Consider the following 23,681-nt stretch of genomic DNA (forward strand, 5'->3'; position numbering starts at 1 on the left):
GGCAGTACCGTCACCTCATGTCGTGGGAACAGGCCGTCAGCGTCGTGGCGCTGGTGCTGGCGCTGGCCGCCGTCGTCGTGGGTGTCGTGGTGCTGCGTCGGCTCGCCGAGGCGCGAGCCCGGGTGCCGGGGCTCGTCGGTCACGAGGACACCGGCGCCGTCAAGGACGCGGCGCCGACCGGGCCGCCCGCCGTCGTCATCAACCCGACCAAGGTCTCCGACGCCGAGAAGCTGCGCGCGCTCGCGGTCGAGGTGTGCGCCGAGCTCGGGCTGCCCGAGCCGATGTGGCTCGAGACGACCGCCGACGACCCGGGGCACGGGCAGGCGGTCCAGGCGCGCGAGGCCGGCGCGTCGGTCGTGGTCGCCGCGGGCGGCGACGGCACCGTGCGCGCGGTGGCGAGCGCGCTCGCGGGCTCCGACACCCCGATGGGGCTGCTGCCGCTCGGCACCGGCAACCTGCTCGCGCGCAACCTCGACCTGCCGGTCGAGGGCGGCGTCCGGTCGATGCTGTCGACGGCGTTCACCGGCAGCGAGCACCGCATCGACCTCGGGTGGCTGCGCCCGCACCGGCTGGTGACGCCCGAGCCGCCCCCGCCGCCGGAGGACACCGACACGGCGCCCGAAGTGACCGCGCCCGGCTCGGCCGAGCCCGAGCCCCCGGTCGAGCCGGACGAGGAGCACCTGTTCCTCGTCATGGCCGGTGTCGGGTTCGACGCCGCGATGGTGGCCGGCGCCGACGAGGACCTCAAGGCGCGCATGGGTTGGCTGGCGTACTTCGTCGCGGGCGCCAAGCACCTGCACGGCCGCAAGGTCCGGCTCACGATGCGCATCGGCGACGGCACCGTGGTGCCGCTGCGGCTGCGCAGCCTGCTGTTCGCCAACTGCGGCCGGCTGCCCGGCGGCATGGTGCTGCTGCCCGACGCGGAGATCAACGACGGCTGGCTCGACATCGCCGCGCTCGACACCCGCGGCGGCGTGCTCGGCTGGGCCTCGCTGTTCGGCAAGGTCGTGCTGCAGGGGCTCGGGGTGCGGCGCCAGCTGCCCGGTCAGCCCGGCTCGATCGAGTTCTGGCGCGGCCGCGAGGTCGAGGTGCGCTGCGACCAGCCCGAGCCGATCCAGGTCGACGGCGACCTCATCGGCGAGGCCGACCGCATCGAGGTCCGCGTGCAGCCCGGCGGGCTGCTGGTCCGCACCCGCTGACGCGCGCGAGGTTCCGCCGTCCGAGGGAGGCGGACCCCGACGGTCCCGGCGCAGCATGGGGCATGGTCACCGTGAACGACGCCCGCGCGTTCGCCGCGGGCCTGCTCTGCGCCAACAGCCTCCCCCACCTGGCCTCCGCCGTCGCCGGCAAGGACCACCTGACGCCGCTCGCGTGGAAGCGCTCCGGCCCGGGCGTCAACCTCGTGTGGGGGCTGCTCAACCTCGGCGGCGGGCTCGCGCTCGCCGCGACCGCCCGCACCGGGCAGCGCCGCTGGGACGAGCGGCTGCCCGCGTTCGAGGCGGGTGCGGCGGCGTTCTCGCTGTGGATGGCCGTGACCGAGCGGCTGGCGCCGGTCAACCACGACCGCGCGGCGGTCAGTCCGGGTGGACGCCCTCCCGCAGCCGCGCGACCCACTCGCGGCCGGCGCGGAAGTCCTCGTCGGTGAAGCCGCGACGCACCGGCGACCCGGGTCCGTCGACCCGCGGGTAGGAGCCGAGGAACCGCACCATCGGGCACACCCGGTGCAGCCCGACGAGCGCGGCCGCGACCCGCTCGTCGTCGATGTGACCCTCGGCGTCGATCGAGAACCCGTACCGCCCGATGGCGTCGCCGATCGGGCGCGACTCGATGCGCGAGAGGTTGACGCCGCGGACCGCGAACTGCTCGAGCATCGTCAGCAGCGCGCCGGCCTCGTTGTCGGGCAGGTGCACCATCAGCGTCGTCTTGTCCTGCCCGGTGCGCTCGGGCACGGGGCCGGGGGTCGAGACGACGACGAACCGGGTGACGGCGTTGGTGTTGTCCTCGATGCCGGCGGCCAGCACGCTCAGCCCGTACTGCTCGGCGGTGTGGGGCGCGACGACGGCGGCCTCGAAGCCGTGCTCGCCCGGCTCGGCGAGGATGGCCGCGGCAGCCGCGGTCGAGGTGGCGGGCACGTGCACCGCGCCCGGCAGGTTGGTCGAGATCCAGCGCCGGGTCTGCGCCCACGCGTGCGGGTGCGTCGAGACGTGCCGGACCTGCTCGAGCGTGGTGCCCTCGCGGCCCGCGAGCACGAACTCGATCCGCACGAGCGCCTCGCCGACGATCACCAGCGGCAGCCCGGAGCTGAGCGCGTCGAGCGTCGCGGAGACGCCGCCCTCGACCGAGTTCTCGATCGGCACGACGGCGCGGTCGGCCTCGCCGGTGCGGACGGCCTCGAGCGCGGTGGGGACGTCGGTCATCGGGAGGGCGACGTCGTCCGGGCCGGCGACCGTGCGCAGCGCGGCCTCGGTGAAGGTCCCGGTCGGCCCGAGGAAGGCGTAACGCAACGACATGGGTCCATCCTCGCGCAGGTGCCCGCGGGTTCGCGCGGCGCGCCCACGGTGCGGTCGCCGCGCGGACGCGGCGCCACCACCGCCGCTCCACACTCTCGCCACACGCACCGCCTACGCTCGTACCCGATGGCTACCCGGTGGGCTCGTGCGAGCGCGGCGCTGCCCGCCGCGGTGGTCGCGACCCTGGCTGCGCTGCTGGCGCTGCTCGCGACGGTGTGGTCCCCCGCGCCCGCCGACGCCGAGCCCGGCGACCGCACGGTCGTGCTGGTCGGCGTGCCGGGGCTGCGGTGGGACGACGCGGAGCACCTCGGCGGCTTCCTCGACTCGGTCGACGACCTCGCCGCCGGCTCGCTGGTGGTGCGCAGCACGACCGCGGTCGCGTGCCCGGCGGACGGCTGGCTCGCGATCTCGGCGGGCAACCGCGCGGCCGGCGGCTGCGACAACCCGCGCGAACCCGTCGACGGCGCGATCCCCGGCTGGGACGGCTACCTCGCCGCCGCCGACGACGCCTCCTTCGGCGCCGAGCCCGGGCTGCTGGGCGACGTGCTCGCCGAGGCCGGGGTCACGACGACCGCGATCGGCCCCGGGGCCGCGGTCGCGCTCGCCACCTCCGACGGCACCGTCGCCGACTACCGCAGCTACCTCACCTCGACGCTCACGCAGGACGTCGCGGACGCGGTCGAGCGCAGCGACCTCGTGGTCGTCGACCTCGGCGACGTCTGGCACGGCACGGCGACCGGTGACCGCACCCGCGAGGAGGCGGTCGCCACCGTCGCCGCCCAGCTCGACGCGGTGCTGGCCGGCGCGGCCGCCGGCACCGACCCGGTGGTGCTGGTCTCCGGGATCTCCGACGACGGCGCCCCCGCCGGGCTGCGGCTGCTCGCCTCCGCGGGCCTCGGCGCCGGCGAGCTGTCCAGCCCCAGCACGCGGCAGGCCGGGTACGTGCTCGCCACCGACCAGCACGCGTGGCTGCTCGACCTGCTCGGCGTCGACCCCGGCCCGACGAGCTCGATCGGCGCGCCCGCCCAGGTCGCGACCACGACCGCACCCGCCGACGTCGTCGCCGCCGCGCAGGACCGCGAGCGGCACTCCGACGCCCAGCGCCCGCTCATCCCCGGGTTCTTCCTCGGCCTCGTGCTCGTCAACCTCACGCTGTTCGCGGCGGTCGCGGTGGGGCTGCGACGACCCAAGGTCGCGCGCCGCGTCACGCCGCACCGTGGCCCGGTGCTGCGCACGCTGCGGGCGCTGTCGCTCGGCGTCGCCGCGATCCCGGTCGCCTCCTATCTCACCAACCTGCTGCCGTGGTGGCGCGTGGAGCCGCCGGTCGTGGCGCTGCTGGCGGGGGTGGTCGCGATCGCCGGCCTCATCGTCGCCGTCGCGCTGCTCGGCCCGTGGCGGAGGGCGCTGCTGGGCCCGGCCGCGGCGGTGGCTGCGGTGACCGCGGTCGTGCTCGCGGTCGACGTCGTCACCGGGGCGCGGCTGCAGGTCTCGGCGATCATGGGCATCCCGACGCTGGTCGCGGGGCGCTTCTACGGCATGAACAACACCTCGTTCGCGCTGTTCACCGCCTCGTCGATCCTGCTGACGACGGCGCTGGCGAACACGCTGGTGCAGCGAGGCCGCCGCCGCGCGGCCGCCACGGTGGTCGTCGGCGTCGGGGTCGTCGCGATCGTCGTCGACGGCGCACCGTCCCTGGGTGCCGACTTCGGCGGACCACCCGCGCTGCTGGTGGCGTTCGGGCTGCTGACGCTGTTCGCGGCGGGCATCCGGGTGACCGCGAGGCGGGTCGTGCTGGTGCTCCTCGGCGCGGCGCTGGTGACGACCGCGATCGCGTTCGTGGACTGGCTGCGGCCGCCCGGGTCGCGCACTCACCTCGGCCGGTTCTTCGCCGACGTGCTCGACGGCCAGATGTGGCCCGTCATCGGCCGCAAGCTCGACCAGAACCTCACGATCCTCTTCAACAACCGACCGCTGACGATCCTCGCGATCTGCGGCGTGCTGCTCGTGGTGCTCGTGCTGATCCGCCCCGTGAAGGAGACGATCACCTCGCCGCACGGCGGCGAGTTCGCCTGGCTGTCCGGGGGTGCCCCGATCTCGGCGATGGCGCGCACGCTGCCGATGCTGCGGCCCGGCCTGATCGCGCTCGCGGTCGCGGCGGGCATCGGGTTCGCGGTCAACGACTCCGGGATCGCGATCCCCGCGCTCGCGGTCGCGGTCGCGGTGCCGCTGCTGCTGGCCTCGTGCGCGACCTGGATGCTGGGGCGCGTCGAGCCGGGGCCCGCGCCCGCCGACGGCGCTCAGGCGCCGCGGTAGGACTCGTCGGTGTCGTCGAGCTCGCCGCTCGGCGGTGCGCTCGGCTGCTCGGCGGGCGGCGGCGACGGGTAGCGGCGCAGCTTGCGGGCCGCCACGGCCGCCATCACGTCGCGCAGCTGGGCCGCGCGGTGCAGCTGGCCGGCGAGGTCGTTGCCCGAGGGGCGGTGCCGCAGGTCGCACGGCACCTCGACGACGGCGAACCCCTTGAGCAGGACGTCGATCGTCATCGCGGTCTCCACGCCCCAGCCGCGCGCGAGCGGCAGCGCCGCCTCGAACGCCTCGCGGGTCAGGCAGCGCTGGCCGGAGAGCGGCTGCGCCGGCGACCAGCCGGTGAACGCGTGGATCGAGCGGCGGGCGAAGCCCGTGACGATGCCACGCCCACCCGCACCGGCCTGCCGCGGCAGCAGCGCGATCGACATGTCGGCCTTGCCCGCCCACACCGGCGGCACGAGCGGCGCGGCGTCGACGGCGGTCTCGCCGAGGTCGGCGTCGAGGAACAGCAGCATGCGCGGCAGCCCCTCCTCCTCGTCGCGCATCGCGACGACGGCGGCGCCGGTCTCCATCGCCGAGGCCTTGCCCCGGTTGGTGGCGTGGCGCACGACGACGGCGCCCGCCGCGCGTGCCCGCGCGCCGGTGTCGTCCTCGCTGCCGTCGTCGACGACCAGCACGAGGTCGACGTGCGGGATGGCGCGCGCCGCGCGCACGGTGGCCGCGACGCGTTCGGCCTCGTCCTTGGCGGGGATGATCGCCGCGACCCGCTGGTCGACCGGCGCGCGGCCGGTCGCGGCGCCGTCGGGCCTGCGGCGGCGGATGACCCGCAGCGGTCCGGAGCCGCCCGCGCTCGCCGCACCGCCGGCGCCGGTCTGCCCCTCGCCGCGGTCCGTGGGCGCGTCACCCTCCACGCCTCCAGCCTAGGCCCACGGCCTCGGTGTGCCGGCGCCGCGGGCGGCGTGGTGGCGAGGTGGTCTTGCCACGCGAGATCAGCGCAGGCTGACCTGCCGCGAGACGAGCCCCGCGCGCGCCCGGCGCTGCTCGGGGGTCAGCGGGTCGGTGCTCGCGAGCGCCTCGGCCAGCCGGGGCGCGAACGCCGCGGCCGGGGCCTCGACATCGGTGGCCTCGGTGCCGCGAGCGAGCTCCCAGACCGGGACGAGGATGCCGCAGCCGCGGAACGCCCCGACGAACCGGGAGCCCTCGTCGAGCCCGGACGCCCGCTCGGCGTGCAGCCGTGCCAGCGCGTCGAGCAGCTGCTCGGGGTCCTCCGGCCGGGCCCAGCGGAGGAACTCCCGGTCGCCCATGCGGCACCAGTACGCGGCGTCGACGCTGCCCAGCCGCACGGTCGGCACGATGCCGCCGGCCGCCTCCTCGAGCGCCTGGGCGGCCTCGTCGGGCGCGCTGCCGTCGGCGGGCAGGGTGTAGGAGAAGCTCTCGTGGACCGTCACCTCGAACGGCACGTCGAGGTCGAGCACGTCCTGCAGGCGCGGCCCGGACTGCGGCAGGTCGAGGTGCTCCAGCGCGGTGCCCGGCTCGGCGTCGAGCACCTCCAGCACCGCGGCCGCGACGTCGCGCGAGGGGTCCTCGCTCGAGCTGGCGGTCTGCAGCGCCACCAGCGTCACGCCGTCGGACCGCTTGAGCGCCGGCCACAGCCGCGGCAGCAGCGTCACCACCTGGACCTCGACGCCGCCGTGCTCGGCGGTGGTGCGCACGGTCGCGCTGGCCGCGGGCACGACCTCGCGCATCGCCACCCAGTCGGCCTCCGACGGCAGCCCCTCGAACGGGCGCAGCGGTGCGACGGTGCCGCCCTCGGCGAGCGCCCGCTGCGCCGCCTTGCGCGCGGCGCGCCGCTCGGCGACCTTGGGGTCGATCGTCTTCTTGCGCTTGGCCATGCCTGCTCCTCGTGGCGGGACGGGTGGGTCGATCCGACCGCGGCGACCCTAGCCCAGTGCGAGGATCGGGGCATGCACGAGCGAGCCGGTCTCCCAGCGCAGCCCGAGGACCTCATCGACGTCGACGCCGTCGTCGGCGCCTACTACGACCGCGCACCCGACCCGGACAACCCCGACGAGCAGGTCGTCTTCGGCACCTCCGGGCACCGCGGCTCCTCCCTCGACGGCGCCTTCAACGAGGCGCACATCGTCGCGATCACCGCCGCGATCGTCGAGTACCGGCGCGCGCAGGGCGTCGACGGCCCGCTCTACCTCGGTCGCGACACCCACGCGCTGTCCGGGCCCGCGACCACGACGGCGCTCGAGGTGCTCGCGGCCGCCGGCGTCGAGGTGCGCGTCGACGCGCGCGACGGCTACACGCCGACGCCGGCGCTGTCGCACTCGATCCTGCGGCACAACGGGGCGGGCAGCTCCGAGGGCGTGCGCACGCAGGGTCCGGGGCTGGCCGACGGCATCGTCGTCACGCCGTCGCACAACCCGCCGCGCGACGGCGGCTTCAAGTACAACCCGCCGCACGGCGGCCCGGCCGACTCCGACGCCACCCGATGGATCGCCGACCGCGCCAACGAGCTGCTGCGCTCCGGCATCGCGGACGTGCCGCGCACGAGCGACCCGCTCGCGGCGGAGACCGTGCGCAAGCACGACTACCTGCTCACCTACGTCGACGACCTCGACGCCGTCCTGGACATCGACGCGATCCGCGCGGCCGGCGTGCGCATCGGCGCCGACCCGCTGGGCGGCGCGGCGGTCGCGTACTGGGGCGAGATCGGCGAGCGGTACGGCCTCGACCTCACGGTCGTCAACCCCGAGGTCGACCCGCGCTGGTCGTTCATGACGCTCGACGGCGACGGCAAGATCCGCATGGACTGCTCCAGCCCGTACGCGATGGCGTCGCTGCGCCGCGTCATGGAGTCGGCCGGCGGGGGCGAGAGCCCCTACGACATCGCGACCGGCAACGACGCCGACGCCGACCGGCACGGGATCGTCACGCCCGACGGGCTGATGAACCCCAACCACTACCTCGCCGTCGCGATCGAGTACCTGTTCACGCACCGGCCCGACTGGGTCGACGGCACCGGGGTGGGCAAGACGCTCGTCAGCTCGGCGCTCATCGACCGCGTCGTCGCCGGCATGGGCCGCACGCTGCTCGAGGTGCCCGTCGGGTTCAAGTGGTTCGTGCCCGGGCTGCTCGACGGCAGCGTCGGGTTCGGCGGCGAGGAGAGCGCGGGCGCGTCGTTCCTGCGCAAGGACGGCACCGTGTGGACCACCGACAAGGACGGCATCCTGCTCGCGCTGCTCGCCAGCGAGATCCTCGCGGTCACCGGTCGCACGCCGTCGCAGCTGCACGAGGCGCAGGTCGCCGAGCACGGCCAGAGCTGGTACGCCCGCGTCGACGCACCCGCCGACCGCGAGCAGAAGGCGCGGCTGGCGTCGCTCACGCCCGAGGCGGTCACCGCGACCGAGCTCGCCGGGCAGCCGATCACCGGCCGGCTCGTCGCCGCGCCCGGGAACGGTGCCGCGATCGGCGGGCTCAAGGTGACGACGGCGGACGCGTGGTTCGCCGCCCGACCGTCGGGCACCGAGGACGTCTACAAGATCTACGCCGAGAGCTTCGTCAGCGCCGAGCACCTCGCGCAGGTCCAGGAGGCCGCGCGGCAGGTCGTCGCCGACGCGCTCGGCTGAGCCCCGGCCGCCCCTCCCCCGCCGGCGCGGCCGGTCGTGCCACGAGACTCGCCCCGCGGGCCGAGCCGCCGCGCGCGCACCGGGGCAACTCGTGGCACGGTCTTGCCAGGCCGAGAAACCGGTTACACGGTAGGGCCCAGCCCTCGAGCCGCGGCCCACCGTGGGGCCGCGAGCCGGACCGAGCGACGACGACGACGCGAGAGGACCGACCGTGCACAGGACGATCAGCCGCAGGACCCTGCTGACAGCCGCGACCGGGGTGGGGGTGATCGGCGCCCTGACCGCGTGCAGCCGCGGCGGTGGCGGCGCCAGCACCGGCGGCGCAGGTGGCGACGGCTCCTCGGGCGGGGAGTCCGTCCGGCTGACCTTCTGGGGCCCGGCGTTCCGGCAGGACTACACCAACCAGATGGTCGAGGCGTTCGTCGAGGCCAACCCCGACGTCCGGGTCGAGCAGGAGCCCTCGGAGTGGGGCGGCTACTTCGACCGCCTGGCCACCCAGGTCGCGGCGGCCGACGAGCCCGACGTCATCAACATGGACGGCAAGTTCCTCGCCGAGTACGCCGGCCGCGGCGTGCTCGCCGACCTCGAGCAGCTCGACATCGACCTGTCCAAGATCGCCGACGCCGACCTCGACTCCGGGCGGCTCGACGGCACCCTGTACGCGCTGTCGACCGGCCAGAACGCCTGGGTGCTGCTCGCCAACCCGGCGGTCCTGGAGGCCGCCGGCGCCCAGGTGCCGGACGACACCACCTGGACCTGGGACGACCTGAACGCGCTCGCCACCACGATCTCCGACGCCGACGTCGACGCCGTCGGCATCACGGGCGGCGGCTCCTACGCGGACCTCACGATCTGGGCACGGCAGCACGGCGAGGACCTGTGGAAGGCCGACGGCGTCGCCGTCAGCCCCGACGTCCTCACCGCGTGGTTCCAGTGGTACCTCGACCTGCAGTCCAGCGGCGCCACGATGGGCGCCGCCGCGACCGAGGAGCAGGGCGCGCTCGCGCTCGAGCAGCAGGCTTTCAGCGTCGGCCAGGCCGGGCTGACCTGGGCCTGGACCAACCAGCTCGGCGCCATCCGCGACGCCGCCGGCAGCGACGACATCGTCATGCTGCGCCCGCCGTCGCTGACCGGCTCGGTCGCCGAGAACGGCCTGTTCGGCAAGGCCTCGATGTTCTGGTCGATCTCGGCCCGTTCCGACGTGCAGGACGGCGCCGCCCGGCTCGTCGACTTCCTCGTCAACGACCCGGCCGCGAGCACCCTGCAGATGCTCGACCGCGGGGTGCCGTCCAACCCCGAGATCCTCGAGGAGCTGCAGCCCGAGCTGTCCGACACCGACCGCTACGTCGTCGACTTCATGTCCGAGGTGCTCGAGGAGATCACGAGCGCGCCGGCCGTGCAGCCGATGGGCGCCTCGACCGCGCCCGACGTCATCACGCGCTACCTGTCCGAGGTCCGCTTCGGCAACCTCACGCCCGAGCAGGCCGCCCAGGCCACGATCGACGAGATCGACGGGCTCGTCGTCACCGACTGACCCGCGGCCCGCGGTGGGCCGTGCGCGCCGAGATCCAGGAGGAACCCTCGTGTCGACCAGCATCAGCCGCCGTTCCCTGCTCACCGCCGCCACCGGGATCGGGGTGATCGGTGCCCTCACCGCCTGCAGCCGCGGCGGTGGTGGCAGCGGCTCCGCCGGAGGCGGCGGGACCGGCTCCGGCGGCGAGCAGATCCGGTTCACGTTCTGGGGGCCGGCCTTCTACCAGGAGTTCACCGGCGAGATGGTGGACGCGTTCACCGAGGCCCATCCCGAGATCCAGGTCTCCCTCGAGCCCTCGGAGTGGGGCGGGTACTGGGACCGGCTCGCCACCCAGGTCGCCGCGAACGACGAGCCGGACGTCATCAACATGGACGGCAAGTACCTCGCCGAGTACGCCGGCCGCGGCATGCTCGCCGACCTCGAGCAGCTCCCGATCGACCTGTCGCACGTGGCGGACGCCGACCTCGACTCCGGTCGGCTCGACGGCACCCTGTACGCCGTCTCGACCGGTCAGAACGCCTGGGTGCTGTTCGCCAACCCGGCGGTCTTCGAGGCGGCCGGTCTGGACCTGCCCGACGACACCACCTGGACGTGGGACGACATGGCCGAGATCGCGCGGACGATCTCCGAGACCGTGCCGGACACCGTCGGGTGCGCGGGCGGCGGCTCCTACGCCGACCTGACGATCTGGGCCCGCCAGCACGGCGAGGACCTGTGGAAGGCCGACGGCATGGGCATCAGCGCCGACGTGCTGGCCGGCTGGTACCAGTGGTACCTCGACCTGCAGGACAGCGGTGCGACGCTCGGCGCGACCGCGATGCAGGAGGAGGGCACGCTGCCGCTGGAGCAGCAGGCGTTCTCGGTGGGCCGGGCCGGGCTCAGCTGGTCGTGGACCAACCAGCTCGGCAGCGTCCGCGACGCCGCGGGCAGCGACGACATCGTCATGCTGCGGCCACCGTCGCGCACCGGCAAGGCGACCGAGAACGGGCTGTTCGGCAAGGCCTCGATGTTCTGGTCGATCTCGGCCCGCTCGCGCAAGCAGGAGGCCGCCGCGGCGCTGGTGGACTTCCTCGTCAACGACGAGACCGCCAACGGCATCCAGCTCCTCAACCGCGGCGTGCCGTCGAACCCGGACATCGTCGCCTCGATGCAGGACAAGCTGACCGAGACCGACACCTACGTGGTCGAGTTCATGACGGCGGTGCTCGCCGAGATCAGCTCCACGCCCGCTGTGCAGCCGACCGGCACCAGCGGCTCGCAGGACGTGTTCACCCGCTACCTCACCGACGTGCGGTTCGGAAGCATCACCCCCGCCGAGGCCGCGGCCGCGACGATCGAGGAGGTCGACGCGCAGGTCGTCACCGGCTGACGGCGCGGACCCGCGCGAGCGCCTCGTCGACCTCGGCGTCGGTCGTGGCCCAGCTCGTGACCAGCCGGACGACGCCGGGCTCGATGCCGTAGAACAGCAGCCCGGCGTCGACCCAGCGCGCGGCGACGTCGTCGGGCACCGGCAGGAACGCGATGTTGGCGCGTGCCGCCGGCTGCGGGTGGTGGCCCAGCTCGGCGAGCCCCGCGAGCAGCCGGGCCATCGCGGCGTTGGCGCGCCGCGCCGAGGCCAGCCAGCGGTCCTCGGCGAGGTAGGCGTCGAGCTGCGCGGCGACGAACCGCCCCTTGGAGGCGACGTGGCCGGCGCGCTTGAGCCGGTAGGTCAGCTGGGCCGCGACGTCGTCGTCGAAGGTGACGATCGCGTCCGCGGTCACCGTGCCGTTCTTGGTGGCGCCCAGCGAGAGCACCTCGACACCCGCACGCCAGGTGAGGTCGGCGGGCGCGCAGCCGAGCGCCGCGACCGCGTTGGCGAACCGGGCGCCGTCGAGGTGCACGCGCAGGCCGCGGGAGCGCGCGAGCTCGGCGAGCGCACCGATCTCGTCGGGCTCGTAGACCTCGCCCATCTCGGTCGCCTGCGTGACGGTCAGCACGCTGGGCTGGCTCTGGTGCGGGTCGCCCCAGCCGGTGCGCGCGAAGCACGCGGCGACGGCGTCCGTCGTCAGCCGCGAGCCCTCGCCCGCCAGCCCGAGCAGCGGCGCACCGTCGGCGAACATCGAGGTCGCGGCCGCCTCGTTGACCGCGACGTGCGCGCTCTCGTGGCACACCACCGCACCCCACGGCGGGCACAGCGCCGAGAGCCCGAGCGCGTTCGCCGCCGTCCCCGACACGACCCCGAACACGTGCGCCGGCCGCTCGAAGACCTCGCTCACCCGCCGCTGCAGCCGGGCCGTGACCTCGTCGTCGCCGTAGGAGGCGGCGGTGCCGTGGTTGACCGCGGCGAGCGCCTCGAGGACGTACGGCTCGGCACCGGCGGTGTTGTCACTGCGCAGGTCGATCGGCGTCGTCACCGGACCACTATGGCGCAGCGGCTCACGGGTCGAGCAGCACGGCGTCGAAACGCGGACGCACGACGCCCCAGTCCATCTCCGACAGCGCCCACCGCTGCGCCTCGCGGGCCGCCTCGCTGCGCGGCGGCGAGGGCGTCGCGGCGAGGATCCGGGCCGCGGCCTCCTGCGGGCTCTCGACCACCCAGTCCTGCGGGAAGACCGCGGCCGCCCCACCCCAGCCGCGCAGCTCCGGCCAGCTGCGCACCACCGGCAGCGCGCCGCTCGCGACGCCGACGAGCAGACCCTCGTGGGTGCCCTCCATGCGGCTGGTCGACAGGATGACGCCGGCCCGGCGCAGCACGGTCGGGATGTCGTCGGCGAAGCCGGTGACCTCGACGGCGTCGCGCAGCTTGACGATGCGCCGGGTGAGCTCCTCGTGGTAGTCGAAGCTGGCCTCGAGGCTGTCGGCCGGCTTCTGCTCGCCGACCAGCAGCAGCCGCCAGCGCTCGTCGGTGACGCGCAGCGCGGCGAGCACGTCGAGCGCCCACGCGGGGTCCTTGACGACCTTGTTCCAGCCGACGAGCGCGAGCGTGCGGTCGGCCTCCGGCAGCTTCTCCGCGACGCAGCGGGCCAGCTCCAGCCGGTTGGGGATGACGCTCACCTCGGTGCTCGAGCGCGCCAGCCCCGGCGCGGTCGCCTCGACCACGGCCCGGATCGGCTCGGCGACGAACACCGCTCGCTCGACCGAGCTCCACACGGTCAGCAGCGGCATCGGCGTGAGCGCCTCGTAGCGGTGCACGCGGGCGACGACCGGGCACTCGACGCCCCGCACGAGCGAGGCCCACACCAGGGCACGGTGACCCCACTCGACGAACACGACGTCCGCCCACGCGAGGTCGTCCGCGAGGTGCTCGGGCAGCGGCGGGCGGGTGCCGTCGAGCCCGTAGCGCAGCCGCGCCTCGACGAGCCCGCGCAGCGACAACCCCTGGCGCAGCCCGAGGTCGGTGGCGAGGTCGAGCGCGCGCACCTCGACGCCCGACGCGCGGTACTCGGCGACGATCGGGTCGATGAACGTGCGGTTGTCGTAGCCGAGCACGAGCATCCGCTCGGCGCGGCCGCGCCGCTCCGGCCGGCGCCGCGGGCGCGGGTCGTCCAGCAGCGCCTTCAGCGCGGACGACCGCTCGAACGGCTCGACGAACGCGCGGCGGTCGGCGAGCAGCGGCGAGGGGTCGGCGCCGAAGTGGCGGGCGGGGTGGTAGGCGAGCCCGAGCGCGTCGGCCAGCCGCGCGGCGGACTGTCCGACGTCGCCGGCGTCGAGGTGCCGGTCCGCCTCCCCGAGCGCCGCGTCGACGACGGCGAGCAGGTCCTTCGGTGGCGCGCCGGCGTCCAGCTCGGCGAGCGCACGCGCCGCGGCGAGCTCGATCCGCACCTCGGGGCTGCCGGCCTTGACCTCGGCGCTGCGCAGCACGGCGGCGGCGTCGGCGTGGTGGCCGCGATCGGCGTACATCTTCGCGACCTGCCGGCTGGAGTCGACCAGCACGTCGGCGCGGGTCGGCACCACGAGGTGCGCGCGCCACGCGGCCCGTCCGGCCGCGCGGGCGGCACCCAGCCGCAGCACGCCGTCCAGAGCCCTGCCGACGATGCCCACGTTGTGCCTCGCATCCTCCCCGGGACGGCCGGTGCCCGGTCGTGACCCCGGCCCCGGCACGGTGCGGCAAGCCTATGTCGTCGGCGACGGCACCGGCGCCGGACCGGCTCGGCGTCCGCGGTCACGGACCCTCGACGAGCGCGCCGCGCCGTCGGGGGGGCGCGCGACCTGCGCAGGACGACGCATGTCCCCGGCGGGTGGAACAATCCTCCGGTGCTCGCGCCCTACCGCAAGGTCCTCGCCGCCCCCGGCGCGCTGGCCTTCTCCTCGGCCGGCGCCCTCGCGCGGCTGCCGATGTCGATGGTCACGATCTCGATCGTGCTGCTGGTCGAGGCGGTCTACGGGTCCTACGCGCTCGCCGGCCAGGTCGCCGCCGTCTACACGGTGGCGCAGGCCGTGTGCGCGCCGCAGCTCGCGAAGCTGGTCGACCGGTACGGGCAGGCCCGGGTCATGCGTCCCTCGCTCGTGGTCGCGATGGCGGGTCTCACCGGGGTCGCGGTCGCGGCGATGCTGCACGGGCCCAGCTGGCTGCTCTACCCGGCCGCCGCGATCGCGGGCGGCACAGTCGGCTCGATGGGAGCGCTCGTGCGCTCGCGGTGGAACACCGTCGTCGAAAGCCCGTCGCAGCTGCACACCGCGTACTCGCTGGAGTCGGCGATCGACGAGCTGGTCTTCGTCGTCGGCCCCGTGCTGGCGACGACGCTCGCGGCGTCGCTGTCGCCGGTCGCCGGGCTGCTGATCGCCATCCTGGCCGCCGCGGGCGGAGGCTTCTGGTTCCTCGCGCAGCGCGCGACCGAGCCGACGCCGTCCGGGCGGCTGACCGGCGGCGACCGCGGCTCGGTCATGCGCTCGCCGGGCATGGTGATCATCGCCGTGGTGTTCATCGCGATGGGCTCGATCTTCGGGTCGATCGACGTCTCGACCGTGGCCTTCGCCGAGGAGTCCGGCGCCGCCGGGCTCGCCGGCGTCGTGCTCGGCATCTTCGCGCTCGGGTCGCTGATCTCCGGTCTGCTCTACGGGGCCCGCGAGTTCACGATGGCGCCGTGGAAGCGGTTCGTCGTCAGCATCGTGCTGCTGGCCGTCGGGGTCTCGCTGCTGATCCTCGTCAGCTCGCTGTGGGTGCTGGCGGCCGCCGGGTTCGTGGCGGGCTTCGCCATCGCGCCGACGATCATCACCGGCAATGCGCTCGTGCAGCAGCTGGTCGCGCCGTCGCGGCTCACCGAGGGACTCACGTGGGTCGGCACCTCGATCGGCGTCGGGTTCGCGATCGGCAGCTCGGTGACCGGTTCGGTCGTCGACCTCCACGGCGGGCACGCCGGCTACGTCGTGACGATGGCGGCCGCCGGCGTCGCCGCCCTCATCGCGCTGAGCACCGCCACCGTGCTGCGCCGCGTGACCACCCAGCGCCGCCCCGTCGGCTGACCCTCACCGGCCGCGCGGGCAGCGCTCCCATCGCCGCACGGGTGGTGCGCGCACGCGACCCCCTACGGTGGGTCGGACGAAGGAGGTGCCGCCGTGCACATCGGTCACTATCTCGGAGCCGCCATCGGCCCGCTGCTGATCATCGCCGGCCTCGTCGTCATCGGCGCGGTCGTCTCGGCGCGGGCGCAGGCCGGCCGCGGACGCCTGTGGGCAGGGCTCGGCGTGCTGATCGTGGTGCAGCTGCTGCAGCTGGCCTGGATCTACCTGCTGCCCGAGATCGCCTACCGCACCATGTCGAGCCTGACGGCGCTCTCGACGGGCTACGGGATCCTCTCGGGGATCGGCTTCCTCCTGGGTGTCGGGCTGGTCGCCTCCGCCGCGGCTGCCGGGCGCCGGCCGATGGGTCACCTCGACCCGACCCAACCGGGCGCACCACCGCGGTACGACGGCGTCGGCTACCCGCCCGTGGGTGGCACGCCCGAGCAGCCGCCGCAGCCCGGCACCTCGCCCTACGAGGCTCCGCCGCCGCGCTGACGGCGACCGCTCGACCGCCGACGCCCCGCTGCCTACCCTTGGCGGGATGAACGAGCTGGCGCAGTGGCTGCGCGACGTCCCCTTCCTGCGCGGGCGCACCAGCGGCGGCGGCCGGCCGCGGCGCGACTCGCGGGACGTCGTCGGGCTCGTGCTCAGCGGCGGCGGCGCCCGCTCGAGCTTTCAGGTGGGCGCGCTGCGCTACCTCTACGACGAGGTCGGGATCACGCCGTCGGTCATGACGGGGACCTCGGCGGGCTCGATCCTCGCCAGCGTGCTGGCGCAGCGCGGCGACCACGAGGGGCAGCGCGCAGCGCTGGCCGAGCTCGAGCGGATCTGGCTCGGCATGACCGACAGCTCGGACATGTTCACGCCCTACCCGTGGTTCGCGCGGCTGCGCGCGCACATGCCGACGTGGCGCAAGGTGCTGACGCTGCGCGCGCGCAACGGCCGTCACGGCGACGAGGAGCACGCGCCGGGCTGGAGCCCCAGCACGGTGTGGGAGGCGCTCGGCACGCTCGTGCAGGCCGTCGGAACCAGCACCGACCTGCAGACGATCGTGCGCGGCCCCACCGAGGAGCGCGCGGCGTTCACCCCGGGCCCGATCGTCGACCGGCTGCTCGAGCCGCACGTGTTCGACCCCGCCAGGCTGGCCTCGTCGCCGGTCACGCTGCGGATCGCCGTCGTCGGGCTCGAGAGCGGCGACCTGCGCTACGTCACCAACACCGGCGCCTTCCGCGACCGCGAGGACCGGCCGCTGCCCGGGCCCGAGGTGGACGTCGTCGAGGCGATCCGCGCCTCGTGCGCGATCCCCGGCGTGTTCCCGCCGGTTCCGCTCGGGTCGGAGCTCTACGTCGACGGCGGGGTCCGGGAGAACCTGCCGGTCCAGGTCGCGATCGACCACCTCGGCGTCACCCGCTGCTACGCGGTCATCGCCTCGCCCTCCGGGGTACCGCCGCGCGAGTCGTTCGCCGACGCGGACATGTTCGACATCATCATGCGCAGCGCGAGCGGGATCATGTCCGACGAGCTGCTGCGCGACGAGGTCGCGTTCGCGCACCGGCACGGCGTCACCGTCATCGCGCCCACGGTCGACGTGCACGACCTCGCCACGATCGACCCGGGCCTGATCTCGATCGCCGTGGACTACGGCTGGCTGCGCGCGCACGACGTCGTCACCGGCGCCTCGCCGCAGCGCCGCGCGCTCACCGACGAGATCATCCGCACCCGCCGCCGTGCGTGGGAGGCGGAGGAGGCGGTCTACGCGCCCACGCCGCTGGAGCCCGCGACCACAGGCATCGGTGCCGCCGTCCAGCCCGCCGCGGACCGCGACCGCGTCGTCGCCGTCAAAAACGAGCTGCGCGAGCTGCTCGGGCAGCTGCCGGCCGGGGAGCTGCCCGGCCACGCGGAGAGCTGGTGGCGCGGCTGGGAGCGGCACGCGTTCACGATCGACGACGCGCCGCCGCTCTGAGCCGCCCGGCGCACCTCACGTGCGCGCCCACCGCAGCGCCGCGACCACCCGTCGGTTGGTCGTGCGGTCGCGGTCGTCGCGGCCGAGCGTGCCGAAGACGTTCGTCACGTGCGTCTCGACCGTCTTGAGGCTGACTCCCAGCGACGCCGCGATCCCGTCGTTCGACAGCCCGCTCGCCAGCAGCTCCAGCACCCGCTGCTCACCGTGCGTGAGCGTCGTGCCGGTCGCACCGTGCGGCCCGTCACCCGCCTCGTCTACGCCGACGCGTTCGACCTCTGAGCCCGAGCGGTCAGTCCAGCCCGATCAGCCGACGCACCGGCTCGATGCCCTCGACCTCGATCGGCTCGCCCCGCACGAACGTCTCCGGCGTGAGCCGCAGCGCGAGGTGCTCGGCCATCTCGTCCTTGCGCCGCTTCCGCGTGACGCCGTTGTCGACGTAGCCGACCTTGCGGCTGACGGCGATCGACGCCGGGTTGTCGAGGAACGCGCCCGAGGTGACCTCGACGGCGTCGAGGTGGTCGAAGGCGAGCGCGCAGATCGCCTGCCGCATCCGGGTGCCGATGCCGCGGCCCTGGTGCGCCATGCCGAGCCAGGAGCCGGTCTCACCGGTGCGGGTGACGAGGTAGTCCTGGGTGGAGATCCCCTGCGAACCCACCAGCTCGCCGTCGACCCAGACGCCGAGGTCGAGGCTCCACGACTCGGGCGAGAACCGCGCCCGGACACCCCAGTGGAACTGCGCCACCTGGCGCGGCAGGTCCTCGGCCGGGGCCTCGGTCCACGGGTGGTAGAAGGGCATCCGGTCGGGCGGGTGGACACCCCGCACGGCCAGCTCGCCGAGGGCGACGAGGTCGTCGTCGGTCAGTCCGCGCAGCTCGAGGTCGCCCGCACGGACCCGCAGCCCGAGCGGGGGGAAGAGGTCGCTGGTCGTGGCCATCGTCGGAGTCTGGCAAAGGCCGCCGGGCGCACCCAAGCCGTTTCCACGGCCGGTAGCGTGCGCGGGTGCCCTCCGACGACCCCGGCCCGCTGCAGCACCTGGCGCTCGCACGCGACTGGGAGGCCGCGCTGGCACGTGGCGTCTACGAGGTCTCGACGCGCGGCCGCACGCTCGCCGAGGAGGGTTTCGTCCATCTCTGCCTGCCGCACCAGCTGGCCGGCGTCGCGGCACGGTTCTACGCCGACGTCACCGAGCCGCTGGTCCGGCTGACGATCGACGCAGGCCTGCTCGCCGCGCCCGTGCGGCTCGAGCCCGGCGACCCGTCCGACCCGAGCAGCGAGCTGTTCCCGCACCTGTACGGCCCGCTGCCCGTGGCCGCCGTCACCGCCGTCGACCGTGTCCGGGTGGAGGGCGGCCGGCTCGTCGTGGGCTGAGCGCCCACGGCTCTCGCCACCACGGCAGGCGGTCGGCGTGGCCGCGGCGCCGACCCGTCGCTCGGTGCCCTCCGGCCGCCTGTGAGCGTCCGGACCGCCGTCGAGGGTCCGGTGTGCGCCGGCTCGGTGCAGACGCCGCGGCGGCTGGGCGGCCGAGCGCCAGGCGCGGGGCCGGTCGTCACGACGCTGTGACGGCGACCTCGCACCTGCCCCCTGGCTCGGCGGGCGGGAGACCCGCCCACATGCCCGGATCGTGGCACGGTTCGTGGCGCCCGGGAAGCACGATCAGGTCACGATCCGATCGCGACCGTCCGTGCGCGTGTCAGCGCACGGCGGCGCACGACGGCAGGCGGCGGCAGACGCCGGCACTGCGCGGGACGCCGTCGCGGGTGCGGCGGGCGTCAGCGCGGCTGGTAGGTGAGGCAGTCCGCGAGGTCGGCGCCGGCACCGACCCGCACCGCGGTCGCGGTGCAGGTGAGGTGCTCGTTGTGGACGCAGTCGGCGCGCTGGCAGGCCCCGACGCTCGCGAGCACGGTGTCGAGGCCGCCCTTGACGTTGAGCGGGATGAAGGTCGCGCACCTGGCCTCGGACCCTTCCCCGCTGATCGTCACGGCGCCCGCGTGGCAGTGCGAGTGGTCGTTGTAGGAGCAGCCGGCGACGGTGCACTCCGACACCTGGGGCAGCTCGGCGAGAGTGGCCACGATCGTCTCCGTTCGTGCGGTGTTCGGTGGTGCACAGAATAGGCCTGCATTTCACGGAAGGAAAGGCCGGCCGCGCATTTTTCGATAACACACCGTGCACATTTCGGAAATGCTCGCGGAATTGATCATCGTCGTCTTTCCGAATGCCGCTCGAACGCCGGACGGGCGCCGTCGACGTCTCCGCATGGGCACCCCTGCACTTGCCGTGAGGTGCCCTGCGCCGCGACCCTTGCGCGCAGCCCCAGCCACGGCCCCGCCAGGAGACCACGCATGACCATGACCGACGACCCGGCCGCCAACACGACGGCGCAGGACGCGCCTGCCGCGCCCCGACGGGCTCGCTGGTACACGCGCGACGCGCTGGGCCGGTGGATCGAGTCGGCGCGCGTGCAGCACGCGATCGTCGCCGTCATCGTCCTCAACGCGGCGACGCTGGGCTTCGAGACCTCCGACGCCGTCATGGCGCGGTACGGCGACGTGCTGCACGCCGTCGACCACGTCTGCCTCGGGATCTTCGTCGCCGAGCTGCTGGTCAAGCTCTACGCGTTCCGGTGGTCGTTCTTCCGCAGCAGCTGGAACGTGTTCGACCTGCTGGTGGTCGGGATCGCGCTGGTGCCGGGCTCGGGCGCCTTCGGTGTGCTGCGGTCGCTGCGCGTGCTGCGGGTGCTGCGCCTGGTCTCGATCGTGCCGCAGCTGCGCCGGGTGGTGGAGGCGCTGGTCAAGGCGATCCCAGGCATCCTGTCGATCGGGGCGCTGCTGGTGCTGCTGTTCTACGTGAGCGCCGTGATGGCGACGATGCTGTTCAAGGACACCCACCCGGCGGAGTTCGGGTCGATCTCCAGCTCGCTGCTCACCCTCTTCCAGGTGATGACGCTGGACAGCTGGACCGCGCTGGTGCGGAGCATGCTCGACACCCACCCGTGGGCGCCGGTGTTCTTCGTGCCCTACATCCTGCTCAGCGCCTTCACGGTGCTGAACCTCTTCATCGCGGTCATCGTCGACGCGATGCAGCACCTGCGCGACGACGACGCTGCCGACACGATCGGCTCGTCCGACGCTGCCGACGACACGCCCGCCGACGCCGTCGGCGCGGCGCAGCCGGACGACGTCGTCGCCGCCGAGCTGCAGGCGCTGCGCGCGCAGGTGGCCGAGCTGAGCGAGCTCATCCGCGCCCGCGGCTGAGACCGCGGTGGCACCATCGAAGGATGGTGCTGCCCCGGTGGCTGGCGCGCGCGAACCGCGCGGTCACCAATCCGCTGCTGCGGTCGCTGGTGGGCGTGGGCTGGATGGCCGAGCTCGAGCACACGGGGCGCTCGTCGAATCGCCGCTACCGCACCGTGCTCATGGTGTTCGGCCGGGGCGACGCCGTCACGGTGGCCCTCACCTACGGACCCGGGGTCGACTGGCTGAAGAACCTCCGCGCCGCCGGCGGCGGCCGGCTGCGGCTCGGTCGCGAGCTGCTCGCCCTCGGCCCGCCCCGCACCCTCACCACCGCCGAGGGTCTCGCGCGCATGCCGCTCCCGGTGCGGTGGTTCCTGCCCGTGGTCGGCGTCGAGGACTTCGTCGAGCTGCCCGTGCTCACCAGGCGCCCCCGCCGCTGACGACACCCCCACCCCGCCCGCCCCCGGCCCGCCCACCCCGCCCCCCCGGCCCACCCCGCCCCCCGGCCCACCCCGCCGCCGAGTTCGTGCCTGGGCGTCGAGTTCGCGCCGTGCACGACCCGAACTCGGCGGGAAGGCCCGAACTCGGCGAGTCCGGGTCGGGACCGCGCCCTCCGCGATGGTCACGACTCAGTCACGTCTTCTTCCAGAAACCGAACGGAAATCTGGTCGCAGCAGCATGATGGACGGATCCCTACCGATCCGATGACGTGGAGGTAACCCCTTGGCCACCGTGCGAGCCGCGATCACGCAGACCACCTGGACCGGCGACAAGGAGTCGATGCTCGACAAGCACGAGCAGTTCGCGCGGGACGCCGCCGCCCAAGGGGCGCAGGTCGTCTGCTTCCAGGAGCTCTTCTACGGGCCCTACTTCGGGATCACCCAGGACAAGAAGTACTACCGCTACGCCGAGCCGGCCGACGGCCCGATCGTGCAGCGCTTCGCCGACCTCGCCAAGGAGCTCGGCATCGTCACCGTCCTGCCGATCTACGAGGAGGCCCAGACCGGCGTCTACTACAACACCGCCGTCCTGGTCGACGCCGACGGCACGATCCTCGGCAAGTACCGCAAGAACCACATCCCGAACCTCGAGAAGTTCTGGGAGAAGTTCTACTTCCGGCCCGGCAACCTCGGCTACCCGGTGTTCGACACCGCGGTCGGCAAGGTCGGCCTCTACATCTGCTACGACCGGCACTTCCCCGAGGGCTGGCGCGAGCTCGGCCTCAACGGCGCCCACATGGTGTTCAACCCCAACGCGACCAAGCCGGGCCTGTCCAACCGGCTGTGGGAGGTCGAGGGCCCGTGCGCGGCGGTCGCCAACGGCTACTTCGTGCTGCAGCCCAACCGGGTGGGGCGCGAGGACAACGAGTACGGCGAGGAGGCCGTCACCTTCTACGGCACCAGCCAGGTGATCGACCCCCGCGGCAACATCGTCGGCGACCTCGGCTCCTCCGAGCACGAGGAGGTGCTGGTGCGCGACCTCGACATGGACATGGTCCAGCAGATGCGCGACGACTGGCAGTTCTACCGGGACCGCCGTCCCGAGACCTACACCTCGATCCCGCAGGCCTGAGAGGAGGAGCGTCGCATGAGCACCCTGCTGATCACCGGTGGCACCGTCGTCTCCTCGACCGGGCGCACCCAGGCGGACGTCCTGATCGACGGCGAGAAGGTCGTCGCCGTCCTCGCCCCCGGCTCGACCCTGCTCGGCACCGACCTGGCGAGCGCGGTCGACCGCGTCGTCGACGCGACCGGCAAGTACGTCATCCCCGGCGGCATCGACGCCCACACCCACATGGAGCTGCCGTTCGGCGGCACCAACGCCTCCGACACGTTCGAGACCGGCACCCGCGCCGCCGCGTGGGGCGGCACGACGACGATCATCGACTTCGCCGTGCAGCGCTACGGCGAGCGCGTCGAGGACGGACTGGCCGCCTGGCACGAGAAGGCCGCCGGGAGCTGCGCGGTCGACTACGGCTTCCACCAGATCATCGGCGGCGTCGACGAGCTCTCCCTGAAGTCGATGGAGCTGCTCGTCGACGAGGGCATCACGTCCTACAAGCTGTTCATGGCCTACCCGGGCGTCTTCTACTCCGACGACGCCCAGATCCTCCGGGCGATGCAGAAGGCCGCCGACCTCGGCCTGCTCACGATGATGCACGCCGAGAACGGGCCGGCGATCGACGTGCTCGCCGAGCAGCTGTACGACCAGGGCAAGACCGCCCCCTACTTCCACGGCATCGCACGCGCCTGGCAGATGGAGGAGGAGGCCACCCACCGGGCGATCATGCTCGCCGACGTCACCGACGCCCCGCTGTACGTCGTGCACGTCTCCGCGAAGCAGGCCGTCGAGCAGCTGGCGGCCGCCCGCGACCGCGGCAAGAACGTCTTCGGCGAGACCTGCCCGCAGTACCTGTACCTGTCGCTGGAGGAGCAGCTCGGTGCCAGCAGCGACGAGTGGGGCGACTTCGAGGGCGCCAAGTGGGTCTGCTCGACGCCGCTGCGCTCGCGCGCCGAGGGCCACCAGGACGCGATGTGGCAGGGCCTGCGCACCAACGACCTGCAGATGGTCTCCACCGACCACTGCCCGTTCTGCATGAAGGACCAGAAGGAGCTCGGCAAGGGCGACTTCCGGGCGATCCCCAACGGGATCGGCTCGATCGAGCACCGCATCGACCTCATGTACCAGGGCGTGGTCACCGGCCAGATCTCGCTCGAGCGCTGGGTCGAGCTGACCAGCACGACGCCGGCCCGCATGTTCGGCCTGTACGGCACCAAGGGCGTCATCGCCCCGGGCGCCGACGCCGACGTCGTCGTGTACGACCCCAACGGGCACACCTCGATCGGGTACGGCAAGACCCACCACATGAACATGGACCACTCGGCGTGGGAGGGCTTCGAGATCGACGGGCACGTCGACGTCGTGATCTCGCGTGGCGAGGTGCTGGTGTCCGACGGCGAGTACCACGGCCGCGCCGGGCACGGCAGGTACCTCAAGCGCGGCCTCAGCCAGTACCTGGTCTGA

General features: G+C 74.0%; 21 protein-coding genes and 1 pseudogene. 14 read left to right on the forward strand and 8 right to left on the reverse strand.

Annotated elements, in window-relative coordinates:
- Positions 1 to 17 precede the first annotated feature (17 nt).
- Positions 18 to 1,199 (forward strand): diacylglycerol/lipid kinase family protein, encoded by a 1,182-nt coding sequence (locus GPA02_RS09255; protein ID WP_156199625.1) that lies wholly within the window; start codon positions 18 to 20, stop codon positions 1,197 to 1,199.
- 62 nt (positions 1,200 to 1,261) lie between these two features.
- Complete coding sequence (locus tag GPA02_RS09260) at positions 1,262 to 1,645, forward strand: hypothetical protein (RefSeq protein WP_156199626.1); 384 nt, start codon at positions 1,262 to 1,264, stop codon at positions 1,643 to 1,645.
- Here the strand turns inward: GPA02_RS09260 and pheA are convergent.
- Positions 1,575 to 2,510, reverse strand: coding sequence for a prephenate dehydratase (pheA, locus tag GPA02_RS09265; RefSeq protein ID WP_156199627.1), 936 nt, complete (start codon positions 2,508 to 2,510; stop codon positions 1,575 to 1,577). The two genes, GPA02_RS09260 and pheA, sit on opposite strands and share 71 nt — an antisense overlap.
- Positions 2,511 to 2,636: 126 nt before the next feature.
- Here pheA and GPA02_RS09270 point away from each other — a divergent pair, with 126 nt between their 5' ends.
- Positions 2,637 to 4,823 (forward strand): hypothetical protein, encoded by a 2,187-nt coding sequence (locus tag GPA02_RS09270; RefSeq protein WP_156199628.1) that lies wholly within the window; start codon positions 2,637 to 2,639, stop codon positions 4,821 to 4,823.
- On the opposite strand, the gene GPA02_RS09275 is transcribed toward GPA02_RS09270, so the two are convergent.
- Together GPA02_RS09275 and GPA02_RS09280 are read right to left on the reverse strand one after the other, a co-directional pair.
- Positions 4,808 to 5,725, reverse strand: a complete 918-nt coding sequence (locus tag GPA02_RS09275) for a glycosyltransferase (RefSeq protein WP_414635328.1) — start codon at positions 5,723 to 5,725, stop codon at positions 4,808 to 4,810. The genes GPA02_RS09270 and GPA02_RS09275 overlap by 16 nt on opposite strands.
- Before the next feature lie 78 nt (positions 5,726 to 5,803).
- Positions 5,804 to 6,706, reverse strand: a complete 903-nt coding sequence (locus GPA02_RS09280) for a DUF5926 family protein (protein WP_240133963.1) — start codon at positions 6,704 to 6,706, stop codon at positions 5,804 to 5,806.
- A 72-nt stretch (positions 6,707 to 6,778) separates the two neighbouring features.
- On the opposite strand from GPA02_RS09280, the gene pgm reads away from it, so the two are divergent.
- The 3 genes from pgm to GPA02_RS09295 all read left to right on the forward strand — a co-directional run bounded on the left by pgm (position 6,779) and on the right by GPA02_RS09295 (position 11,352).
- Positions 6,779 to 8,449 (forward strand): phosphoglucomutase (alpha-D-glucose-1,6-bisphosphate-dependent), encoded by a 1,671-nt coding sequence (gene pgm, locus GPA02_RS09285; RefSeq protein ID WP_156199629.1) that lies wholly within the window; start codon positions 6,779 to 6,781, stop codon positions 8,447 to 8,449.
- A gap of 211 nt (positions 8,450 to 8,660) precedes the next feature.
- Complete coding sequence (locus tag GPA02_RS09290; RefSeq protein WP_156199630.1) at positions 8,661 to 9,983, forward strand: ABC transporter substrate-binding protein; 1,323 nt, start codon at positions 8,661 to 8,663, stop codon at positions 9,981 to 9,983.
- A gap of 49 nt (positions 9,984 to 10,032) precedes the next feature.
- Positions 10,033 to 11,352 (forward strand): ABC transporter substrate-binding protein, encoded by a 1,320-nt coding sequence (locus GPA02_RS09295; RefSeq protein ID WP_156199631.1) that lies wholly within the window; start codon positions 10,033 to 10,035, stop codon positions 11,350 to 11,352.
- On the opposite strand, the gene GPA02_RS09300 is transcribed toward GPA02_RS09295, so the two are convergent.
- Together GPA02_RS09300 and GPA02_RS09305 are read right to left on the reverse strand one after the other, a co-directional pair.
- Positions 11,342 to 12,376 carry a threonine aldolase family protein gene (locus GPA02_RS09300; protein ID WP_204986552.1) on the reverse strand — a complete coding sequence of 345 codons (1,035 nt, stop codon included), beginning with the start codon at positions 12,374 to 12,376 and terminating at the stop codon, positions 11,342 to 11,344. The genes GPA02_RS09295 and GPA02_RS09300 overlap by 11 nt on opposite strands.
- Before the next feature lie 22 nt (positions 12,377 to 12,398).
- Positions 12,399 to 14,003, reverse strand: a complete 1,605-nt coding sequence (locus tag GPA02_RS09305) for a glycosyltransferase (RefSeq protein WP_156199632.1) — start codon at positions 14,001 to 14,003, stop codon at positions 12,399 to 12,401.
- A gap of 213 nt (positions 14,004 to 14,216) precedes the next feature.
- On the opposite strand from GPA02_RS09305, the gene GPA02_RS09310 reads away from it, so the two are divergent.
- From GPA02_RS09310 to GPA02_RS19005, 3 genes are all read left to right on the forward strand, one after another.
- Positions 14,217 to 15,425 (forward strand): MFS transporter, encoded by a 1,209-nt coding sequence (locus GPA02_RS09310; protein ID WP_156199633.1) that lies wholly within the window; start codon positions 14,217 to 14,219, stop codon positions 15,423 to 15,425.
- A 93-nt stretch (positions 15,426 to 15,518) separates the two neighbouring features.
- Positions 15,519 to 15,959, forward strand: coding sequence for a hypothetical protein (locus GPA02_RS09315; protein WP_156199634.1), 441 nt, complete (start codon positions 15,519 to 15,521; stop codon positions 15,957 to 15,959).
- Positions 15,960 to 16,005: 46 nt separating this feature from the next.
- A complete protein-coding gene (locus GPA02_RS19005) occupies positions 16,006 to 17,427 on the forward strand; it encodes a patatin-like phospholipase family protein (protein WP_193567851.1) in 1,422 nt (473 codons plus the stop codon).
- Between the two features lie 15 nt (positions 17,428 to 17,442).
- Here the strand turns inward: GPA02_RS19005 and GPA02_RS09325 are convergent.
- Both GPA02_RS09325 and GPA02_RS09330 read right to left on the reverse strand, forming a co-directional pair.
- Positions 17,443 to 17,631: pseudogene (locus GPA02_RS09325) on the reverse strand (response regulator transcription factor); the annotation flags it as partial.
- Positions 17,632 to 17,716: 85 nt separating this feature from the next.
- Positions 17,717 to 18,361, reverse strand: a complete 645-nt coding sequence (locus tag GPA02_RS09330) for a GNAT family N-acetyltransferase (RefSeq protein WP_156199636.1) — start codon at positions 18,359 to 18,361, stop codon at positions 17,717 to 17,719.
- 65 nt (positions 18,362 to 18,426) lie between these two features.
- On the opposite strand from GPA02_RS09330, the gene GPA02_RS09335 reads away from it, so the two are divergent.
- Complete coding sequence (locus GPA02_RS09335) at positions 18,427 to 18,795, forward strand: DUF952 domain-containing protein (RefSeq protein ID WP_156199637.1); 369 nt, start codon at positions 18,427 to 18,429, stop codon at positions 18,793 to 18,795.
- Between the two features lie 401 nt (positions 18,796 to 19,196).
- Here the strand turns inward: GPA02_RS09335 and GPA02_RS09340 are convergent, their stop codons facing one another.
- On the reverse strand, positions 19,197 to 19,496 hold the full coding sequence (locus tag GPA02_RS09340) for a DUF1540 domain-containing protein (protein WP_193567852.1): 300 nt from the start codon (positions 19,494 to 19,496) through the stop codon (positions 19,197 to 19,199).
- A gap of 270 nt (positions 19,497 to 19,766) precedes the next feature.
- On the opposite strand from GPA02_RS09340, the gene GPA02_RS09345 reads away from it, so the two are divergent.
- The 4 genes from GPA02_RS09345 (at position 19,767) to hydA (ending at position 23,681) form a co-directional block, all read left to right on the forward strand.
- Positions 19,767 to 20,678 carry an ion transporter gene (locus GPA02_RS09345; RefSeq protein WP_240133964.1) on the forward strand — a complete coding sequence of 304 codons (912 nt, stop codon included), beginning with the start codon at positions 19,767 to 19,769 and terminating at the stop codon, positions 20,676 to 20,678.
- 23 nt (positions 20,679 to 20,701) lie between these two features.
- Positions 20,702 to 21,097, forward strand: coding sequence for a PNPOx family protein (locus tag GPA02_RS09350; protein ID WP_156199639.1), 396 nt, complete (start codon positions 20,702 to 20,704; stop codon positions 21,095 to 21,097).
- 283 nt (positions 21,098 to 21,380) lie between these two features.
- Positions 21,381 to 22,229, forward strand: a complete 849-nt coding sequence (locus GPA02_RS09355) for a nitrilase-related carbon-nitrogen hydrolase (protein WP_156199640.1) — start codon at positions 21,381 to 21,383, stop codon at positions 22,227 to 22,229.
- A gap of 15 nt (positions 22,230 to 22,244) precedes the next feature.
- Positions 22,245 to 23,681, forward strand: a complete 1,437-nt coding sequence (gene hydA, locus GPA02_RS09360) for a dihydropyrimidinase (RefSeq protein WP_156199641.1) — start codon at positions 22,245 to 22,247, stop codon at positions 23,679 to 23,681.

This window comes from Actinotalea caeni, assembly GCF_009733795.1.
GTDB lineage: Bacteria > Actinomycetota > Actinomycetes > Actinomycetales > Beutenbergiaceae > Pseudactinotalea > Pseudactinotalea caeni.